Origin of the sequence: Shewanella sp. ULN5, assembly GCF_030731885.1 — a bacterium.
GTDB lineage: Bacteria > Pseudomonadota > Gammaproteobacteria > Enterobacterales > Shewanellaceae > Shewanella > Shewanella holmiensis.
Genome location: NZ_JAPJEE010000017.1, coordinates 21,343 through 41,653, shown reverse-complemented (window position 1 = coordinate 41,653; position 20,311 = coordinate 21,343). Strand labels below are relative to the sequence as shown.

The 20,311-nt window shown below is 43.2% G+C and carries 15 protein-coding genes; all 15 read left to right on the top strand.

All coding sequences use genetic code 11. The features are described 5' to 3' along the window. Window positions 1-7 precede the first annotated feature (7 nt). The 15 genes from ORI98_RS14775 to tldD all read left to right on the top strand — a co-directional run bounded on the left by ORI98_RS14775 (window position 8) and on the right by tldD (window position 20,259). Window positions 8-526: a type II secretion system protein gene (locus ORI98_RS14775; protein ID WP_306135771.1), complete on the top strand. Its 519-nt coding sequence runs from the start codon at window positions 8-10 to the stop codon at window positions 524-526. 385 nt (window positions 527-911) lie between these two features. Then, a complete protein-coding gene (locus ORI98_RS14770) occupies window positions 912-1,397 on the top strand; it encodes a prepilin-type N-terminal cleavage/methylation domain-containing protein (protein ID WP_261299013.1) in 486 nt (161 codons plus the stop codon). 488 nt (window positions 1,398-1,885) lie between these two features. Then, window positions 1,886-2,371, top strand: coding sequence for a type II secretion system protein (locus ORI98_RS14765; protein WP_306135736.1), 486 nt, complete (start codon window positions 1,886-1,888; stop codon window positions 2,369-2,371). Beyond that, on the top strand, window positions 2,361-2,915 hold the full coding sequence (locus ORI98_RS14760; protein WP_261299011.1) for a prepilin-type N-terminal cleavage/methylation domain-containing protein: 555 nt from the start codon (window positions 2,361-2,363) through the stop codon (window positions 2,913-2,915). Before ORI98_RS14765 ends, ORI98_RS14760 begins: the two co-directional genes overlap by 11 nt. Further along, window positions 2,915-3,754: a PilW family protein gene (locus ORI98_RS14755; protein ID WP_306135735.1), complete on the top strand. Its 840-nt coding sequence runs from the start codon at window positions 2,915-2,917 to the stop codon at window positions 3,752-3,754. Before ORI98_RS14760 ends, ORI98_RS14755 begins: the two co-directional genes overlap by 1 nt. Further along, on the top strand, window positions 3,744-4,193 hold the full coding sequence (locus ORI98_RS14750; protein WP_306135734.1) for an MSHA biogenesis protein MshP: 450 nt from the start codon (window positions 3,744-3,746) through the stop codon (window positions 4,191-4,193). The genes ORI98_RS14755 and ORI98_RS14750 overlap by 11 nt, the downstream gene beginning before the upstream one ends. A gap of 1 nt (window position 4,194) precedes the next feature. Then, window positions 4,195-8,799: a DUF6701 domain-containing protein gene (locus ORI98_RS14745; RefSeq protein ID WP_306135733.1), complete on the top strand. Its 4,605-nt coding sequence runs from the start codon at window positions 4,195-4,197 to the stop codon at window positions 8,797-8,799. A gap of 181 nt (window positions 8,800-8,980) precedes the next feature. Then, window positions 8,981-10,030, top strand: coding sequence for a rod shape-determining protein (locus ORI98_RS14740; protein ID WP_261299007.1), 1,050 nt, complete (start codon window positions 8,981-8,983; stop codon window positions 10,028-10,030). Between the two features lie 78 nt (window positions 10,031-10,108). Further along, entirely contained in the window at window positions 10,109-11,086 is a 978-nt protein-coding gene (gene mreC / locus ORI98_RS14735; RefSeq protein WP_261299006.1) for a rod shape-determining protein MreC, read from the top strand. Then, on the top strand, window positions 11,083-11,574 hold the full coding sequence (gene mreD / locus ORI98_RS14730) for a rod shape-determining protein MreD (protein ID WP_306135732.1): 492 nt from the start codon (window positions 11,083-11,085) through the stop codon (window positions 11,572-11,574). The genes mreC and mreD overlap by 4 nt, the downstream gene beginning before the upstream one ends. A 68-nt stretch (window positions 11,575-11,642) precedes the next feature. Then, window positions 11,643-12,227: a nucleoside triphosphate pyrophosphatase gene (locus ORI98_RS14725; protein WP_261299004.1), complete on the top strand. Its 585-nt coding sequence runs from the start codon at window positions 11,643-11,645 to the stop codon at window positions 12,225-12,227. A gap of 86 nt (window positions 12,228-12,313) precedes the next feature. After that, a complete protein-coding gene (gene rng / locus ORI98_RS14720) occupies window positions 12,314-13,804 on the top strand; it encodes a ribonuclease G (protein ID WP_188842533.1) in 1,491 nt (496 codons plus the stop codon). Beyond that, a complete protein-coding gene (locus ORI98_RS14715) occupies window positions 13,804-18,015 on the top strand; it encodes a YhdP family protein (RefSeq protein WP_306135731.1) in 4,212 nt (1,403 codons plus the stop codon). Before rng ends, ORI98_RS14715 begins: the two co-directional genes overlap by 1 nt. Next, on the top strand, window positions 17,939-18,772 hold the full coding sequence (locus ORI98_RS14710) for a carbon-nitrogen hydrolase family protein (protein ID WP_306135730.1): 834 nt from the start codon (window positions 17,939-17,941) through the stop codon (window positions 18,770-18,772). Before ORI98_RS14715 ends, ORI98_RS14710 begins: the two co-directional genes overlap by 77 nt. A gap of 38 nt (window positions 18,773-18,810) precedes the next feature. Then, a complete protein-coding gene (gene tldD, locus ORI98_RS14705; protein ID WP_306135729.1) occupies window positions 18,811-20,259 on the top strand; it encodes a metalloprotease TldD in 1,449 nt (482 codons plus the stop codon). Window positions 20,260-20,311 lie beyond the last annotated feature (52 nt).

Sequence of the window (20,311 nt, the reverse complement as noted above, 5' to 3'; positions counted from 1 at the left end):
AAAAATTATGCAAAAACAACAAGGCTTTACCCTAATTGAATTAGTGGTTGTGATCATTATTCTGGGTATTTTAGCGGTAACCGCAGCGCCTAAGTTCATCAATCTGCAAGGCGATGCGCGCGTGTCTGCTTTGGCAGGAATGAAAGCGGCAATTCAAGGTTCAAATACTTTAGTTTATTCTAAAGCCGCTTTGGCCGGTGAAGAAAAGAAAGCTAAAAATGCTACGCCTGCTCCTGCAGTTGATATTGGTACTGGCACAGATGCGGTTACGCATTATGGTTATTTACAAGGGCTACAAACAGAACTTGAAAATGCAGTTGAAGTGACCTTTAATGTTGGCACAAGTGCAGCCGATCCTACAATAGCTACTGATAACGGTGCAGATTGGACAATTTTTGTCGATGATGGTACCGCTACTATTTGGCAAGCGGGTGCTCCAGCAGACTGCACTTTAGTATACACAGAAGCCACTAATGCAACTTCACAACCTACATATGCGTTAGAGTCTGATCCAGCTAACTGTTAATGAGTTAGATTTTATTGACACAAAAAGCCTGCATTTTTGCAGGCTTTTTTGTTTTTGATTTGAGTTGTTTTTACCGCTAACATCAATTTCTTTCCTATGATCATCCTTCGCAATAAAAATTCTAATCACAATAAAATCATTTAAATTTATCAACAAATTATTGTTAAGCATTTGTTTTAAAATGATTTGATACAAAGTGTTACGCTAGGCGACGAGACAGAAAATTGACGAAATGCGATAATTTGCCACTTACATGGGGTATGGCTTAGTTAACCAGCTAGGCTAGCTGTGATGACGGTTTGCTAAGTGCTTAATGGCGCCAGATTAGGGATGTCATAGTTTGTCATAGCCCCCTTTATTTTATTGTGTCCTACAGGTCGTATTTATGCAAAAGCAACAAGGCTTTACTTTAATTGAATTAGTAGTAGTGATTATTATTCTTGGCATTTTAGCGGTAACTGCCGCGCCTAAATTTATTAATTTGCAAGGGGATGCCAGAGTGTCAACTTTGCAAGGCGTAAAGGCGGCTATTCAAGGGGCAAATACCTTAGTGTATTCAAAAGCGGCCTTGGCTGGAGTAGAGAAAACCGACAGTACCTCAATTGCCATTGATGCCACAACTGATGTCAATATTGCCTACGGTTATATTACGGCTCAAAAAGATGATATCGTTGCTGCAACCGACATTTCTAGCGCAGAGTGGGTATTAGATGAAAGCGTTGCTGGGGAAGTAAAAATTAGCCAAAATGGCGCACCAGAAAAATGCTATTTCATTTATAAAGCCGCCGCTGGCGAAGGGTTATTGCCAACTTACACTTACGATTTACCCGTATTGTCCGCTAAAGCATTTCCTGAACCTGAAGATTGTTAACAGAGCTATGCATTAAAGGCTTGGGAACAAGCCTTTTTTGTTTTTGTTTAAACCTTTAAATACCTTGGGCACTAATTGTTTAGCTGTTATCCAGCTGCGCTAGTATGAAGGGCTGCACCTTCAAGATTACTTCATCCGCAAATTGTTGGCCGTAGAACATTATTTAAGCAGATTTCAGCTTGCTGAGATTGAGGTCTGATTGACTCCTATCAGTTTGTACGCACTTATCTTGGTGTTAATTCAACTACAAAATGTCAACATCGCGCGTTTAGGTGCAATATCTCGCTTTCGATGCATATCAACCACAGTGATTTGGCTTAGCGATGCTATATATTAATCCTAATCGAGGTTGAAGCGCCTTTGTTTTATGGATTGAATGCCATAACGCCCCAATAAAAAGCAACAAATAGGCAGACAAAGCGTAAAAAAATTTGCCATACTATCAGGAGTTAACCGCCAAGATTACGATGAATTAATAAAAGGGTGACATGAATTTTAATCGCTCATCATTAAAGCAAAATGGGTTTAGTTTAGTTGAACTTGTTACCACTATTATTCTTATCGGCATTATTGCGGTTGTTGTTTTACCGCGTTTTTTTTCTGACTCCAGTTACAGTGCTTACTCGCTCCGCAATGAATTTATTTCAGAATTACGTCAGGCTCAATTAAGAGCGCTCAATAACACCGATCAATGCTTTGATGTAAACGTCACTCCTACAGGCTATCAATTACGCCATTATTCAGGTCGTGCAGGTAACAGCTGTACTAACATAATTCGTGCCGAAGCCTTCCAAGCTTTTAGTGGCAGGGCATCAGTGAGTTTGACTGCATCAGCTAGCCAATCTTTTACTATTACATTCGACAGTCTAGGGCGGATGTTATCACCCAGTTGTGCGGGGATGTGTTTCAATATTAATGCGGATGAAACCTTGCAAGTTGGCGTTGAGTCAGAGGGGTATATTTATGCTCTCTAATCTGCACACTCTATGTTATCAGCGAAAATCAATGGATGTTGCTCGGGGGCAATTGGGTTTTTCATTAATCGAACTTGTGGTTGGTATGCTGGTGATCAGTATCGCGATTGTGATGCTGACATCGATGTTTTTCCCTCAAGCAGATAGGTCGGTTGAGTCGCTATATCGAATGCGCTCAGCTGAGCTGGCGCATTCAGTGATGAATGAGATTTGGGGTAAACGCTATGATCAACAAACTAACCCCAATGGCGGCGTGCCAGCGTGTAATACTGGCACTCCATTAGTGCCATGTTCATCAGCCTTAGGGCCTGATGGTGAAGGACGTGATGATTATAATGATGTCGATGATTATCACGGACTCAATATCAATTCATTTATGTTCAATTCCAGCCAAACCTATGCCGCTGTTTACACAAACTTTAACCTAAATGTTAGCGTGACCTATGTTGATGCAACCACTCAGGCAGCTAAGCTCATTACCGTAGCGGTTACCACCCCAAGCAGCGAAGTCATTACTTACCAGTCTGTAAGGAGTAATTACTGATGCCATATTTGAACGGTAAACGTGGTAAGCAAACGCAAGGTTTTACGCTGGTTGAAATGGTCACTGTGATTCTTATCCTCGGCATTATTGTGGTGGGTGTTAGCAGTTTTGTGATTTTTGGTACACGTATTTTTGTTGAGTCTAGCGCGGTGGATCAAGTGTTAAGTCAAAGCCGTTTTGGTGTTGAGCGCATGACAAGAGATATTCGTAGTGCCTTGCCCAACTCAACAAGATTAATAACGGCTGTTGATGGAAGCTATCAATGCATTGAGTTTGTGCCTATTGCAGCAAGTACATCCTATGTGAGCGCCCCGATAGCGCCTGCACCAGCGAGTAATGCTGTTAGTGCCATTGCAACCAATCAAACCATTGCAGCAGGTCAATGGGCAATGATTTACCCGTTAACAGCAACTGAGATTTATAATCCAACAGGCAGTATTGCTAAACGATTTTTGATTGCAAGTGTTGCCACGATTGCTGATCAAGTGAACATCACCTTAGCAGCCTCAGTGCGCTTTACTGAAGATTCGCCACTAAAGCGCCTGTTTTTAGTGGCGCAGCCAATAAGCTATTGTGTTGAAAAACAACCCAATGGCACGTCAAACTTAAAACGTTATGCGAACTATGGTTATCGCACGGCGCAGCCTTCGCCCTCAATAATGGCAAATGGGGTGATTATGGCGCAAAATATTATTAATAATTTGCAAGTTGAGCCAGCAATCGTGTTAACGCCTTCAAGCCTAATAACAAATGCGATAGTGCATGTTGAGCCACGCTTTAGTGTGAATGGCGAATCATTCAAATATCAGCATCAGGTGCAGGTGATCAATGTTCCTTAAATCATCGATAAAATATAAACAACAAGGAAGCGCGCTCATTATTGGTATTTTTGTGCTGATTGTGATGTTTATGCTTGCCGCAAGTTTGATTCGCATCGTGGCTGATGGAGATGAAGCTATTTCTATGGAAGTGTGGGGGGCAAGAGCCTTAAACAGTGCAAATAGTGGTGCAGATGCAGCATTAGCGCAGTTGTTTCCGTTGACGGGAGGCGCAGCTTCTTGCACCAATGTTAGCGCGACGTGGATACCACCTGTGAATGAAGTTGGATTTCATGGTTGTCGAGTCAATATTACCTGCAGTAGTGCAACTGTGGGTACGCTTACTCAGTATCGAATAAATAGCAAAGCGATTTGTGAAACAGGCGGATGCGGTATCGATAGTAGTACCAACTGTTTAAGAGTGCAAAGGCAAGTAGAGGTGGAAGCCCGTGGTGATTAGTATGTTAAAACAAGATTATTTGTCATTCATTTTTAAACTGATTGTGGTGATGTTTTTATTCTTTTTTTCATTGAATTCCGCAAATGCAGATTGGAGTGAAACTTTTAAAGAAGGTGTAAATAATTACACTCCAAACGGTATCATAAATTTAAATACAGCAACAATAAAAAATGCGCCAATTAACGGCCAACTTCCTACCTTTAATTACATTCAAGAAGGGGATTCAAAATTTAAGGGCTGTATTCCTGCAAATGATAATGCAAAAGTTTGTAAAGAGGGTAAATATATAGTCTCTTTGCCGGCAGATAGGATTGAATTTTCGCAATGTAAGTCATCGAGTTATACTGATATATTGCCACCTTGGGAAAATATCACTACAGAGATTCCAGAAGGTGAGTATCGAAATATAGAGCTGGATTTTGGAGATTCTCGAAGTATTGAATTTACTTCAGAAAGTGAGTCTGGGGTATATAAGATAAAAAGTTTGAATATAGGTTCGGGTACTTTGAAGCTCGCAGCAGGACAGTATTGGATTGAAACTCTAGTTATAAATTCAGGAGTAAATTTAGTTTTTCCTGATTCAGGATCAGTTAGTTTCTTTATTGGTAATAATTATACTCACAATAATATAACGTTAAGTGAAGATGCTGAACGCTTCTTGTTGTATAACTATGGTGACTTCATCTTAAATGGTGCTTCGAACTTAACAGCTTATGTTGTCGCAGAAGGAAATGTTACTATTTCAGGTAGCGCTAATTTAGAAGGCGCTGTCACTGGACTAAAAATTAGTTTAAAAGGTACTTCAAATGTAACCTTTTCTGGAACTGCTTCAAATATTGATGTTATACCGAATTGTGACCTTCCGCCAGAGCCGGTTACGCCTTTTCATATTCAATATGGAAAAGCGACATCTAATAATATCGTCTTTGATAATCCTTTTCCCGCGGGATCAACGCCACTCATCTTTTTAATGCCAACAATTTCAAAAAACAATACCAACAACGATGGGCCGGCGTCGGTATTTGTGAAGCCAAACTCAGTTAGCATAGCAGGCTTTAGTTGGCAGCCGCTAGTGCCAGACTTTCCACCAAGTAGCTATGTACCATCGGCAAATATGCCTGAGATCCATTGGATTGCGGTGACTCCGGGGACCCATGATTTATCTAATGGCACCAAATTAATCGCGGGTTCGGTTAATTATAATCAGGCGATATTTGGTTCTAAATCATCCTATACCCAGGTCGTCTTACCAGCCAGCCAAGATGTGTTATTGAATCAACTGCAAACTCGTAACAATAATTGCTGGTTTACCAGTACTTCCAAATTTACCGCCACAGGCGTTGAACTGGCGTTAGATACTTCCGAGGTGAGAAGTAATAATGACCAATGTCAGCCAGGAAATTTCAATAATACGCAAATACAGAATGAGACGATAGGTTATTTATCTGTGGCATCGGGTAGTGGTGCTATGGTGTTAGGTGGTGAGAATACTAATTATCATTTTGGTAAAACTCAGACCTTTAATGTGGGTGGAGTACAAGACCTTAATTATCAATGTGGTTTCACAACACCGTTAATCGGATTTACTGTTCCCCCGGTATTAGTCGCTGGTAAGAATAGCCGTAATGGTGGCGATGGTGGGTGGCTACGGCGTTGTCAATTAACCAATAGTTTGGTCAGTATGGTCGTGGACGAAGATACGTATCGTGACTCTGACCGTGGTCATATTTGGGAAAATTATAGCTTTGTTGCTATTGAGCGACTAACTAAAATTAAACAATGTTTTACTGATGATTTCCAACGTACCGATATTGGTAATGATTGGGTGGTATCAAGCAGTGGTGGTGGTTTTACTCCGTCAATAGTTAACAATCGCTTACGGGTAACAGAGGCGCGGGGGAATCAAGCGACGTCATCCACCTATCAACGTTTATTTCCAGCAGCAAACAATTTAGTGGAAATTGAGTTTGATCATTATGCTTATGGCGGCAGTGGTGCAGATGGAATCGCATTTGTGCTTTCGGATGCAGCCGTTACTCCGCAAGCCGGTGCTTATGGCGGCCCTCTAGGTTATGGTGCTCGTTCGAATGTCAATGGTTTTGCTGGTGGTTGGCTAGGATTTGGTATTGATGAGTATGGTAACTTCTCAACCGAAGGTGGTCCTAGTGGTCCTGGGCGCCGTAAGCAATCTGTTGCTGTGAGGGGCTCGGGGTCGGGTACCAGCGGTTATCCTTATTTGCGAGGCTCTTGTAATAATGGCACCACGAATACGACTGGCAACTGCCTTGCGCCAACGGTAGATAATAATAATGTGACTCCGGCGCATCGATATCGCATCACCGTCGACTCAAAAGTTGTCGGTCAGTCTATAGTTAAAGTTGAGCGTAATACTGGCTCCGGTTTTGTTGAAATCATTCCTGCGTTTGATGCCGCTGCGATCAATACTCAGGCGGCTGTGCCCGCTGACTTTTTATTATCGCTGACAGGATCTACGGGTGGCGCCACTAACAACCATGAAATCGATAATGTTGAAATTTGTGCATTAGAGTCACGGCCTATTGGTGTGGTGATTGATCATTTTGAATATACCCACAGCGGCAGCGGATTGACCTGTGGCCCAGAAACATTAAACCTTAAAGCTTGTGCTAATCCGGATTGTACTCAAACTGTGCCTGATTTTATTACTGCGACATTAAGCCCTGCCACTGTTGCTGGTGGCGGAGGTTGGGTTGGTGGTAATACGGTTAGCTTCAGTGGTGGCTCTACAACCGTTCAGTTGAACCGAAATACTGCAGGTCCGGTAACCGTTGGCGTGACAGGTTCAACACCAGGCGCGAAACCTTTTAGTCAAACCTTGTGTCGTATCGCTGGTGGTGCAGCATCTGTAGCTAACTGTACGCTTAATTTTGCCGATAGCGGCTTTATCTTTGATGTGCCCGATAAACTCGCGAATAAGCCAGCAACAGACATAGTAGTCAGCGCGGTTAAAAAGGATGACATCACCAAGCAATGTGTTCCAAGCTTTGCCAATGTGTCTAAAAATGTGGCTTTTTGGAGCACATACACCAGCCCATCAGCGCCGATAAATGCGCAAAGTGTGTCGGTCAATAACACCAATATCGGCAAAACCAGCGCTACGGCAACCACCATAGCACTTGCCTTCGATGCTCTAGGAAAAGCTAACATTGCTGTGAATTATCCGGACGCTGGCCAGCTTCAACTCGATGCAAGATATACAGGCACGGGTGATGAGCAAGGGTTAATCATGGTCGGTAATGATTCTTTTGTGAGTTTTCCGGTAGGGTTATGTATTACGCCGCAAGATGCAGCTGCTCAATGTGCTGCTGGTAATAGTACTTGTAACGTGTATAAAAAAGCGGGTGAGTCATTTAACTTATTGATTCAAGGTAAAGCATGGCAAGTAGATGGTGATACGAATTATTGTGATAATCTCAATACTCCAAACTATGTTCATAGCGGCATCAGTTTAGGCAGTAGTCTAGTGGCGCCCTCAGGTGGTGTGGCAGGTGTCATTTCTAATACCGACTACAATCATGTGTCCAATATCACCAACACCAATACCGTGTCGCAATCCATTAGTGAAGTGGGGGTATTTAAGTTTAGTGCCAAATCGCCTGCCAGTTATTTAGGATCAAGTTTTTATAATATACCACTCGCGCAATCTGCCAACATTGGCAGGTTTGTTCCTGATCGGTTTGTGGTTAGCGGCGTGAGTGTATTACCTGCCTGTGGTTTATTTAGCTATATGGACCAACCGTTCCCTATGGCAATGAATATCAGCGCCTTTAATACCTTTACGAGTGTTACCCAAAATTATCAAAATAGCTTTGCAAAAGGTACTGCGCAGTTAGTCGGTGAAAATAGTAATAATGGCACTGAACTATCAAATCGCCTGAGTAGCTTGCCTGTTAATGCTGCTTCATGGGTGGCGGGTGTGGCAACGGTCGATGCAAGTTATCGAGCCAAGTTTGCTCGCACAACGGCGCCTGATGTTGATGGACCTTTTAGTGTGTTAGATATCGGCGTGCAGGTTTTTGATAATGACACCAATATTGCTTTTGTTGCCGATCCAGATATGCGCCCCGATACGATAGGCAATTGCACAACACCATCCAATACCTGTACGGCTAAGCGAATATCGACGCAAGACCTGCGTCATGGACGTATGTTGATGGACAATACCTACGGGCCTGAAAATGAAATATTACGTATGCCAACCTATGCACAATATTGGAATGGCAGTCAGTGGGTTGTCAATGTTGGCGATAGTTGTAGCGTAATCAATGGTAGTCTAACTGGCACTGAAATTTATACACCAGCCAAAGCCAGCGCTGAAATGGTGACTCGAACAAGTAATAGTTCGACAGTGTCAGCAGGAAACACGTTATTACTTTGGCAAAATACTGCGGTGCAAATGTACCGCGGCCAAGTTAAAGCCCCTTTAGCCGTTGACAGCTGGTTACAGTGGTACTGGAACTATGATACCAGTTCGCCCAATTTACTCGTAAATCCACAAGCAAGTGCATTTTTTGGCCGATATCGTGGCCACGATCGGATTATTTATTGGCAAGAGGTGCGTAATTAATCAGATATGTTTGGGGTTAATGTTTTTTCTACCGACGATTTTGGGGTTTTATGAGCTGTTTTTAAAAAAATATAGCCAGATTAGCAATTGTTAACCCTCCCGGTCTTGTAGATTGCGGGTGTGGTTGATAAAGTTAGCTGATTTTTCTTTCTTCTGACTTCACAGAATACAGGCCTGATACATGTTCAAAAAGCTGCGCGGCATTTTTTCTAACGACCTATCGATCGATTTAGGTACGGCAAACACTCTTATTTATGTTCGCGATGAAGGTATCGTGCTAAACGAACCCTCTGTTGTTGCTATTCGTGGTGAGCGAAATGGTAACGGCCCAAAATCAGTGGCCGCAGTGGGTACCGAAGCTAAGCAAATGCTTGGTAGAACACCGGGTAATATTCAAGCAATTCGTCCTATGAAAGACGGCGTAATTGCAGACTTTTACGTAACAGAAAAAATGTTACAGCACTTTATTAAGCAAGTGCATAACAATAGCTTTTTCCGCCCAAGCCCTCGTGTATTAGTGTGTGTTCCTGTTGGAGCAACGCAAGTTGAACGTCGTGCGATTCGTGAATCAGCAATGGGTGCAGGCGCGCGTGAAGTATACCTAATCGAAGAGCCAATGGCTGCTGCGATTGGTGCCGGTTTACCCGTGTCAGAAGCAACAGGTTCTATGGTTGTTGATATCGGTGGCGGTACGACCGAAGTGGCGATTATCTCGTTAAACGGTGTGGTGTATTCATCATCTGTGCGTATCGGTGGTGATAAGTTTGATGATGCCATTATCAACTATGTGCGTCGTAATTACGGCAGCTTAATTGGTGAAGCTACAGCAGAACGCATTAAGCACACCATTGGCACCGCTTATCCTGGCGATGAAGTGCTAGAGATTGAAGTGCGTGGTCGTAACCTTGCTGAAGGTGTACCAAGAAGCTTTACCTTAAACAGCAATGAAATCTTAGAAGCGCTGCAAGAGCCATTATCAGGTATTGTCAGTGCGGTGATGGTGGCCTTAGAGCAGTCTCCACCTGAATTAGCGTCAGATATTTCTGAGCGCGGCATGGTGTTAACTGGTGGTGGTGCATTATTGCGCGATCTAGACCGTTTATTAATGCAAGAAACCGGCATTCCGGTGATGGTTGCTGATGACCCATTAACGTGTGTTGCACGTGGCGGTGGTAAAGCATTAGAAATGATCGATATGCATGGTGGTGATTTGTTCTCTGAGGAGAACTAATCAACCCATTAGGCGGTGATGTTTGTTAGTGGGTTGCCATGGGCAAGTACGACTTCCAAGCTCACCGCGTAATTTTATATGAAACCAATTTTTGTACGTGGTATCTCTCATCAATTCCGCTTAACACTGGCAATTATATTGTCGGTGGTGTTGTTTATTGCTAACGATCGCCTCGAGCCCGTTCGCCAATCCCTGTCTTCTGTATTAAGCCCATTGCAATATTTAGCCAATGTTCCAGGTGTGATGCTTGACTGGACTGCTGAAGCATTTGCTACCCGCAATATGCTAGCGGCACAGAATAAAGTTTTGATGGATCAACAGCTATTGATGTCTGAGCGTTTGCAACGCTTTGAGCATCTTCGTCAAGAAAATGAAAGATTGAGAGCGCTACTAGGGTCACCAGTTCACATGGACTCGCGTAAAGTGGTTGCCGAAGTGATGGAGGTTGCAAGTGACCCTTTTCGTCAGCTTGTGGTGCTTAATCATGGCGAACGTACAGGCGTGTATGTGGGGCAGCCAGTGGTGGATGCCAAAGGCGTAGTGGGTCAAGTGGTTGAGGTCAGTGAATTAACCAGCCGGGTACTATTGGTGTCAGACACGACCCACGGTATACCTGTGCGGGTGACACGTAATGATGTAAGAGCCATTGCGAATGGAACGGGCGATATTGACGACATTGAGCTGCGGCATGTGGCCAAAAGTACCGACATTATTGCCGGTGATTTATTAGTGACCTCTGGTTTAGGAGATCGTTTCCCTGAAGGTTACCCGGTTGCGCGAGTCATGTCAGTTTCGCGTGATGATGGCCAAAGCTATGCGGTGATCAATGCCCAGCCCTTAGCCGCATTAGACCGTATCCGTTATGTATTATTGATTTGGCCAGATGAAGTGGACGATAACCCTATCATTCCAATCTTGCCTGACGCCGGTGTTAACCAAGCAGCAGAAAACAATACCTTGCCAGCAGAGCTGACAACAACAGATACCCCTGTAATCGATACACCTTCTGATGTATCAAGCGTTGAAAATCCACCCACTCAAGAGGTGAGTCAATGAGTGCTCACATAGCCAATGGCCGTTTTGTTGTTTGGATTACCCTATTCATTGGTATGATGTTCCAAATTATGCCATTACCGCATATTGCTGCAGCATGGCGACCCGATTGGTTGCTGATGGTGATGATTTATTGGGCGGTAGCTTTACCGCATCGATACAGTATTCTTACAGCTTGGCTGTTAGGTGTAATCCTAGATGTGCTCTTAGGGGCGACATTAGGGGTAAGAGGACTGGCATTTGCTTTAACAATTTACATTGTGGTACTGCATTTTCAACGATTACGTAATTTTCCACGATGGCAGCAATCCATTTTAGTCTCGGTATTTGTGTGCATTTATCATTTAGTCATTTATTGGACTGAGTTTGCCATTGTTGGCGGCACGCCTTTTAATACTGATATGTTTTTACCAGCTTTCTCAAGCCTCATCATTTGGTGGTGGATATTCTGGTTTTTACGCAACATACGTCGTCGTTATAAAGTGCGTTAGTAAAAAATTAAGATTGAGATTGAGATATCTAACAAATTCAGCGTGTTGTTAAAGAGAGTACAATTTAAATGACTTGGGTTTTGGCTTCAACTTCTCCTCGACGTAAGCAGCTTTTTGCCCAGGCTGGTTTTTCAATTGCCCATTTTTCCTTTGAGCAAGTTTCCCCTGATATTGATGAAACCCCCTTTGAAGATGAATCCGCTGCGGATTACGTAGTACGCCTGGCGTTAGAAAAAGCTCAGGCAGGTCTGGTTTTGGCGGCACCATTCACACACGCTAAAGTGTTAGGTTCAGACACCTCTGTGGTGTTAAACGGTAAGATTTTAGGCAAACCAAATGACGCTGCCGATGCAAAACAGATTTTACAACAGCTTTCTGGGCATACTCATCAAGTGATGACTGGGGTGGCGGTAACTGATGGGATCCGCTCTTTTACTCGATTATGTGTTACCGATGTCACCTTCTGTGATATTAGCGATGCCGACATTGAAGCCTACATTGCCACACAAGAGCCTATGGACAAAGCTGGAGCTTACGGCATTCAGGCCTTAGGTGGCTGTTTTGTTGAGTCGATTAATGGCAGTTATTCCGCGGTTGTCGGTTTGCCGTTAGTTGAGACAAGACAGTTAATGCAATTAATGGCTAAGGCATAAAAACGAATTTATTACTTTAAATTTTCATAGTTATCTCTATCAATATAATGAATTGAGTATCTATGTGACCTGAATACTGGTGGCTTATGAATATCAAAGCTCAGCGTAAAAAAGGCTCGGAGTTACTGATCAATGTTACCCCTACAGAGGCTCGTGTTGCCTTAGTAGAGCATGGCGTTTTGCAAGAAGTGCATATCGAGCGTCGAATGAAACGAGGCTTGGTAGGCAATATCTATAAAGGTAAAATTAGCCGAGTGTTACCGGGCATGCAGGCCGCTTTTGTCGATATTGGTTTGGATAAGGCGGCTTTTTTACATGCGTCAGATATTGTGCCGCACACTGAATGTGTGGCCGATGTCGAAAAAGGTAATTTTGTTGTACGTGATATCGCTGAGCTTGTGCGTCAAGGTCAGGATATTATGGTACAAGTGGTTAAAGACCCCTTGGGCACTAAAGGGGCTCGATTAACCACCGACATCACCCTGCCATCGCGCTATTTAGTCTTTATGCCTGGTTCAAGCCACGTAGGCGTATCACAACGGATTGAGTTAGAAGAAGAGCGCGCGCGACTGAAAAAGATCACCTTGCCTTATGTTGATGAAGATGGCGGGTTTATCATACGTACCGCAGCTGAAAACGTCGGTGAAGATGAATTAGCTCAAGATGCCGCATTTTTACGTCGTGTATGGGCAAAAGTCAGTGAGCGGCGTAAGCGTAAAGGTGCTTGTTTGCTTTACCAAGATCTGGCGTTACCCGTAAGAATTATTCGTGATTTTGTGGGTACTGAACTCGATCATATTCAAGTGGATTCCCGCCGAACCTTTGCCGAACTACAGCAGTTTGCGCAAGAGTTTATGCCAGAGATTGCCGATAAAATTGAACACTATGGCGGTCCTGCACCTATTTTCGAACTGTATGATGTTGAGAATGAAATTCAACGGGCTCTTGGGCGTAAAGTCGAATTAAAATCGGGTGGTTATTTGATCATAGATCAAACCGAAGCCATGACTACGGTAGATATTAATACCGGTGCATTCGTTGGGCATCGCAATCTTGAAGAAACGATTTTTAACACTAACCTTGAAGCCACTCAAGCCATCGCAAGGCAGCTCAGATTACGTAATCTTGGCGGCATTATTATTATCGACTTTATTGATATGCTCGAAAGCGATCATAAAGCGCGAGTGTTAGAAAGTCTCAACGCAGCATTAGCGTTAGACAGAGTCAAAACCAGTGTCAGCGGTTTCTCGGGGCTTGGCTTAGTTGAAATGACCCGAAAACGCACCCGTGAAAGTTTAGAGCATGTAGTGTGTGGCGAGTGCCCAGCCTGCCTAGGCACAGGTTCGATGAAGACCATTGAAACCGTGTCATATGAAATTTTTCGGGAGATAATCCGTCTAAATCGTGCCTATAAAGCGGATGAGTTTTTGTTGTATTGCTCGCCAGCGGTGTACATGAGTTTAAGTGGTGATGAAAGCCACTTACTTGCCGAGTTAGAAGTGTATATTGGTAAGCGTATTCGATTACAAAATGAAACCATGTATGCACAAAACAAATATGATGTAGTGATGATGTAGTGACTTCAAAGTACCTGACGACCATAGGGCGAACCTTGTTACAAGCACTTGCAATTTTGTTGGTGCTTTTTGCGCTTGGTGTCAGTCTAGTTAGAGGTCTACTGCCCCATGTGCCTGAAGTCAGGCATGAAATATTAACGTATGTTGAAAGCCGTTATGGGGTGGCCTTAGAAATTGGGGAAATATCCGCAAAATGGCAGGCTTATGGGCCCTCTTTAACGATTAAAGATTTAATATTACCGCCTCAACCCCACCTGCCAGTCACGCTGATTAGTGAGCAGGTGCATATCAAGCTCGACTTCTGGGAGTCTTTTTTAACGCTATCACCGCAAATTGAAACCGTCAGTTTTGATAAGGTTCATTTAGCGATAAATTTGGATCAATTGCCGAAGAAAAATGTCGTTGAAGAGGCTGCTGAAGAAACCATAGCAGATCCCAACGTCCCCTTGGCTTCGAACAAAAATCTCGACTGGTTATATGCCTTACTATTGGAGCAACTGGAGCATTTTTCTATCAATGATGTTTCAGTTCAATTATTTAGTTCGCAGCATGACTTTCATCCTATTTATTTAGAAAACTTGGTTTGGCTGAATCAAGAGGGTAAACACCAGGGCCAAGGTTCAGTGTTTATCGATCAAAAAGTATCGGCGAAAGAGTCCCTATCACTACAAATCGCCTTAACTGGAGATGGCTATAAACCGGAGACTATTAGCGGTGATATTTATGTCGTTGCAGATGATTTGGATTTAGGTGAGTGGGCCTCAAGACGAAAAAATCCATTAATTAACCAAGATAAAATCGAATTTGAAGGTGTTGTCAATCTAGAGGCTTGGCTTAAATTTGAAAACCGAAGCATTCAAGATGGCTTGCTCACCTTTAAGCCCAGTTGGCTGCAGTGGCGTGATAAAAAAAACCTACCGCATACTGGGGCTAGCGCATCATCAGCTGTGTCTAATACGTCAGCGGATAATGCAACAAAGATAGTCTCAGCCCCTGTTTCTGACATGCAGCGCTTTAATATTCAATCGGGTGTATTAACTTGGCAAACAAGCCAAGCAGGTTGGCAAATTAACAGTCATGACTTTGTTATTGAATCAAACCAGCAATCATGGCCGGAATTGTCATTATCATTAGCCTATCAAAATGCGCAATTTTTTGGTCAGCTAAGCCAAATTAATGTGCAAATGTTGGCTCCTTTATTGCCGCTTATACCCAATTTGGGGCGTGAGCATGTGGCCTTATGGCGCAATGTTGATTTACAAGGTGATATTGGCCCTATCAAAGTGTACAAAGCACAAAATCAACCTTGGCAAGCAACCGCGAAGTTAACCCAACTTGAATGGCAACCTATTGCACAAGTGCCGGGATTGAGCCCTATCGACATCCAGTTGGCTTGGGCAGATAGCAGCTTGCAGGTTGTGTTGCCTGAGCAACAATATCAAATTGACTTTGCCGGTGGCTTTAATCAGCCATTACAGCTAACAGGTAAAGCTTTAACAGCCAGTTTTAATGTTAATGACATGCAACTGTTAGTACCCAATATTCATTTTTTCAACGAAGAAATTAACTTGAAAGCTGCCTTAAATATGCACTTTTTAGAGCAAGCCGATATGGCGCTTGCGGCAAATGTGGATATTTATGATGTGGCTAAAGCCAGTAATTACTTCCCGCTCATGGCCATGTCTCCAGGCTTAGTTGATTACTTAACTGCTGGTCTACAGGCTGGAAGTATTCATCATGCTAATGTACTTTGGCGAGGGGCATTTAATCGTTATCCCTACACTGACTTTGATGGTGTGTTTCAGGCTGAATTTACTATTGAACAGGGGGTGTTTAAGTTCCAACCTGATTGGCCAGCGGTGAAGCAACTTGACTTGCACGCGTTGTTTGAAAACAAACTGATGGACTTAACGATCAACAGCGGCAATTTAGGTCGAGTGAAGGTCGATGGTGCAAGAGTATGGATCCCTGAGTTGGGTGCAAATTCTTTATTAAGGGTGACGGCCGATTTAAACACTGATGCTAAGGCCGCTGCGCAAGTGATGAATGCATCGCCATTGCGCCAAAGTGTTGGTGAGACCCTAGCGGTCGTACAAGTCAGTAAAGCCATTAGCACACAATTAGATTTAGCCATTCCACTTTATGACGGCGATAAACCTGTCATTAAAGGGACGGTCAACTTTGATAACAATCCCGTTTATATCGCCAAGCCGGGGATTCAACTCAACCGCGTGAAAGGGGCTATTAGCTTTAATAATAACCTTGTTTCAGGGCAAAAATTACAGGCCAAATTATTTGACCAAGATTTTACATTTAGTTTTGCAACCAAAGAACGCAAGAAACAGCAGGTGTTAGATGTTGATTTTGATGGTCACTTTGATATTGGAGAATTACCGCCATCATTTACCACACCATTAAGTGACTATTACCAAGGTAACTTTGACTGGAGTGGCCATTTAATGATGATGTTTGGTGAGCAAGGCTATAGTTTCCGTGCCCAAGCCGACACTGATTTACGCGGCGTCAGTTTTGCTCTTCCTGTACCATACACTAAATCGGCAGATGAAATTAAACCGCTTTCAGTCGAGGTGATTGGTGATAATAAGCAATCTTCATTAAGCATAAAGCTTGCGGAACAAGCTGAATTTTGGGGCGAATTTGGCAACCATGAGAATGTTCATCATCTACAGTTTTATGAATTAATGCTAGGGCGTAAGTTTAAATTAGGCGATACCTTAGTAAAACAAGACGGCCGTATCACTATTGATATGAACCAAGCCATGTTTGCTGAGTGGTTACCTATTATTACCCGTTTTACAGAAACTAAACCCGATGCTCAGGTAGCAGAGGATAATCCGCCAGCATCAGTATTCCCATCTTTAGTACAGATTAATGCCAACATTAACAAATTCAACTTGTTAGCGCAAAGTTTTAGCCAATTTAAACTTGCGGCGGCGCCTAAAGATGACGTTTGGCGTTTTGATGTTAACTCAGATCAATTTGTTGGACGAGTCGACTTTTATAAAAGCTGGCGTGAACAGGGGCTAAAAATTGTGGCAGATAAACTGCACTTAACCCCAAAAATAAAATCGCAAACCGATGCTGAGTTTAGCCCAGACACCTTGTTAGACAACATGCCGCCTTTAGCGATAGATGTAGATGATTTTAAAGTGTTTGATATGCAGTTTGGTCATTTAGAAATGCAAGCAACTCCGTATGCTGAAGGATATCGTTTTCAAACCATTTCTTTAACGAATCCAACTTCAAACATCACCGCACAAGCTAAAGGGGTATGGCAAAAGACTGAAGATGACAGCATGACTCAGTTTGATGTGAGTTTGAAAGCGGATAAATTTGATGAAATATCGAGTCTGTTAGGGATTAACCCTGGTTTAAAAGATGCTCCGCTCTCGTTGGCAGGGGATTTATCATGGCAAGGCGCACCCTATAGTTTTTCGCTAAAAACCCTTGATGGCAAAATAAAGTTTGATTTTGGAAAAGGACATTTATCTGAAATTAGCGATAAAGGTGCGCGCATATTTTCTTTATTCAGTTTAGATTCTATTTTACGTAAATTGTCCTTTGATTTTTCTGATGTATTTGGTTCAGGTCTATACTTTGACAGCTTTCAAGGCCATTTAGATATCGCAGACGGCGTGGTTAAAACTACCGACACAGAAATGGACACAGTGGCAGGCGATATGAAAGTCCGAGGTTACGCCGACTTAACCACCCAAAGTTTGAATTATGATGTGCGTTTTTTACCTCAACTTGCTTCAAGTGTGCCTACTGTGGTGTTTTTAAGTACCAGTGCATGGACCTTGGGAATTGGAGCGTTTGCGCTGACTAAAGTATTAGAGCCAGTTATTGAAGTCATCTCTGAAATTCGTTTTAGAATTACGGGCACTCTGGACAATCCTCAAATTCAAGAATTGGAGCGTAAAAGTAAAGAGATCGAGATCCCTGAGGCAATTCTTCGCCAAAAAGGCATCATACCCGCAACAGATGCTCAAGATAGCAAACCAAATGATGTGCCAGAGCCGACCAAGGTTGACCCTCAAAAGCCATCAGCCACCCTGCAGAAAACTGACAATATCAAGGTAAGTAACCTGCGACAAGTGAAAAAGGACAGTCATGCAAATCAGTTTGTTACAGTGTCAAAGCAGTCGAGACGTTCAGGCGAATTTAGCGTATATCGACACGCAGCTTAAACAGTTACCCAGACACACTCATCAGGCACAAATGGTGGTGCTACCCGAGTGCAGTTTGCTATTTGGTGGTCATGAATCGCAACAGTTGCAATATGCCGGCACTAACGATGAAGGTGAGCTAAAACAAGCTTTAGCGACGTTAGCCAAACGTTACCAAGTGTATATGGTGGCTGGTACTATTCCTATGCGCGCGGATGACCATAGAGTATATAGTCGCAGTTACGTGTTTAGCGATACCGGAAAAACAATTGGCTCTTACGATAAATTACATCTGTTTGATGTGGATGTTGCAGATGGTACAAAAAACTATCGCGAAAGTGATACTTTCCACCCAGGCTCGCGTATTACCGTAGTAGATACACCTTTTGGTAAACTAGGTTTAGCCATTTGTTATGATATTCGTTTTCCGGATTTGTTTCGCGCGCTACGCCTTGCAGGAGCCGAGATCATTGCATTACCATCAGCCTTTACCAAGGTGACTGGCGAAGCACATTGGCAGGTTTTATTACAGGCCAGAGCGATTGAAACTCAATGTTATTTATTAGGTGCCGGACAATGGGGGCAACATAATGAGGGCAGCCGTGAAACTTGGGGACATAGTATGATTGTCGACCCATGGGGCAAGGTGATTGCTGAGCGTCCAGAAGGATTAGGTTGGGTTCAAGCAGAAATAGATTTACAACAAGTTGCAAAAATTCGCCAACAAATGCCTGTGTTAGGGCATAATCGTTTTATTGACCCCATGCTTGCAAACTAGCAACTGTGGGCTGATTAGATTGAATAAAGAGAATATTAATGCCTTTTTTATCACAAGTTGAGCAAAGCTTATTTCAAGGTGGTTTGACATTAGATGGCCTGCAAGATTATTTAGCCATTATTCACCAACATCAAATTGACTTCTCTGATCTGTATTTTCAAGGCAGTCGCCATGAGTCCTGGGTGCTAGAAGATGGCATTATCAAAGAGGGTAGCTTCCACATTGAACGTGGTGTGGGCGTTCGTGCGATTACTGGCGAAAAGACTGGTTTTGCCTATGCAGATGAAATCACGCCTGCGGCGTTAGACGCTGCGGCTAGGGCGGCCAGAGGTATCGCTTTAGCAGGTGAGCAACATAAAGTAAAAGCGTTTAGTCGTACGCAAAACATTGCTTTATATGACAGCGCCGATCCGATTGCGGCAATGGATGAAGTGAAAAAAATTGAGCTATTAAAACAAGCAGACGCTTATATTCGCAGCTTAGATAGTCGAGTGATTCAAGTGGTTGTCAGCTTATCAGGCGTACATGAAGAAATTCTGGTTGCTGCCAGCGATGGAACGTTAGCGGCAGATGTTCGGCCTTTAGTCCGTTTTAATTGCAGTGTGATTTTAGAAGAAAATGGCAAACGTGAACGTGGCAGTGCCGGTGGCGGTGGACGTCATGACTACAGTGTATTTTTAACCACAGATGATGCTGGGTTACCGCACAGTTTTGAGTTTGCCAGAGAAGCCGTTCGCCAAGCGCAAGTTAATATTCACGCAGTAGATGCACCCGCGGGTGAAATGACTGTGGTATTAGGTAGCGGTTGGCCAGGTGTATTGTTACATGAAGCTGTCGGACATGGCTTAGAAGGTGACTTTAATCGCAAAGGCAGCAGTGCATTTAGCGGTAAAGTGGGGCAACCTGTGGCATCGAGTCTGGTGACGGTTGTTGATGATGGCACCATGCAGAATCGTCGTGGTTCACTGAGCATTGATGATGAAGGCGTGCCAACACAAAAGACCACCTTAATAGAAAACGGTATTTTAAAAGGTTACATGCAAGATAAGCTTAATGCGCGTTTAATGGGGCAGGCATCTACCGGTAACGGTCGCCGTGAATCATATGCCCATTTACCTATGCCACGTATGACAAATACATACATGGAAGCAGGTAAGTCAGATCCTGCCGAAATTATCAAGTCGGTGAAAAAAGGCATTTATGCACCTAACTTTGGTGGCGGACAAGTGGATATTACGTCGGGTAAATTTGTGTTCTCGGCATCTGAAGCGTATTTAATTGAAAATGGTGAAGTCACTCAAGCTATTAAAGGTGCTACGCTTATTGGTAACGGCCCAGAGGCCATGAGTCAAATATCTATGGTAGGCAATGATCTTGCTTTAGATAAAGGTGTGGGTGTGTGTGGTAAAGATGGCCAAAGTGTTCCGGTAGGTGTGGGGCAGCCAACATTGAAAATTGATAAACTCACTGTTGGTGGCACGGCATAAATTATCGAGGTTCAGCTTAGGTATACATAGCCTAAGCTGAAGCTCTTTAAGC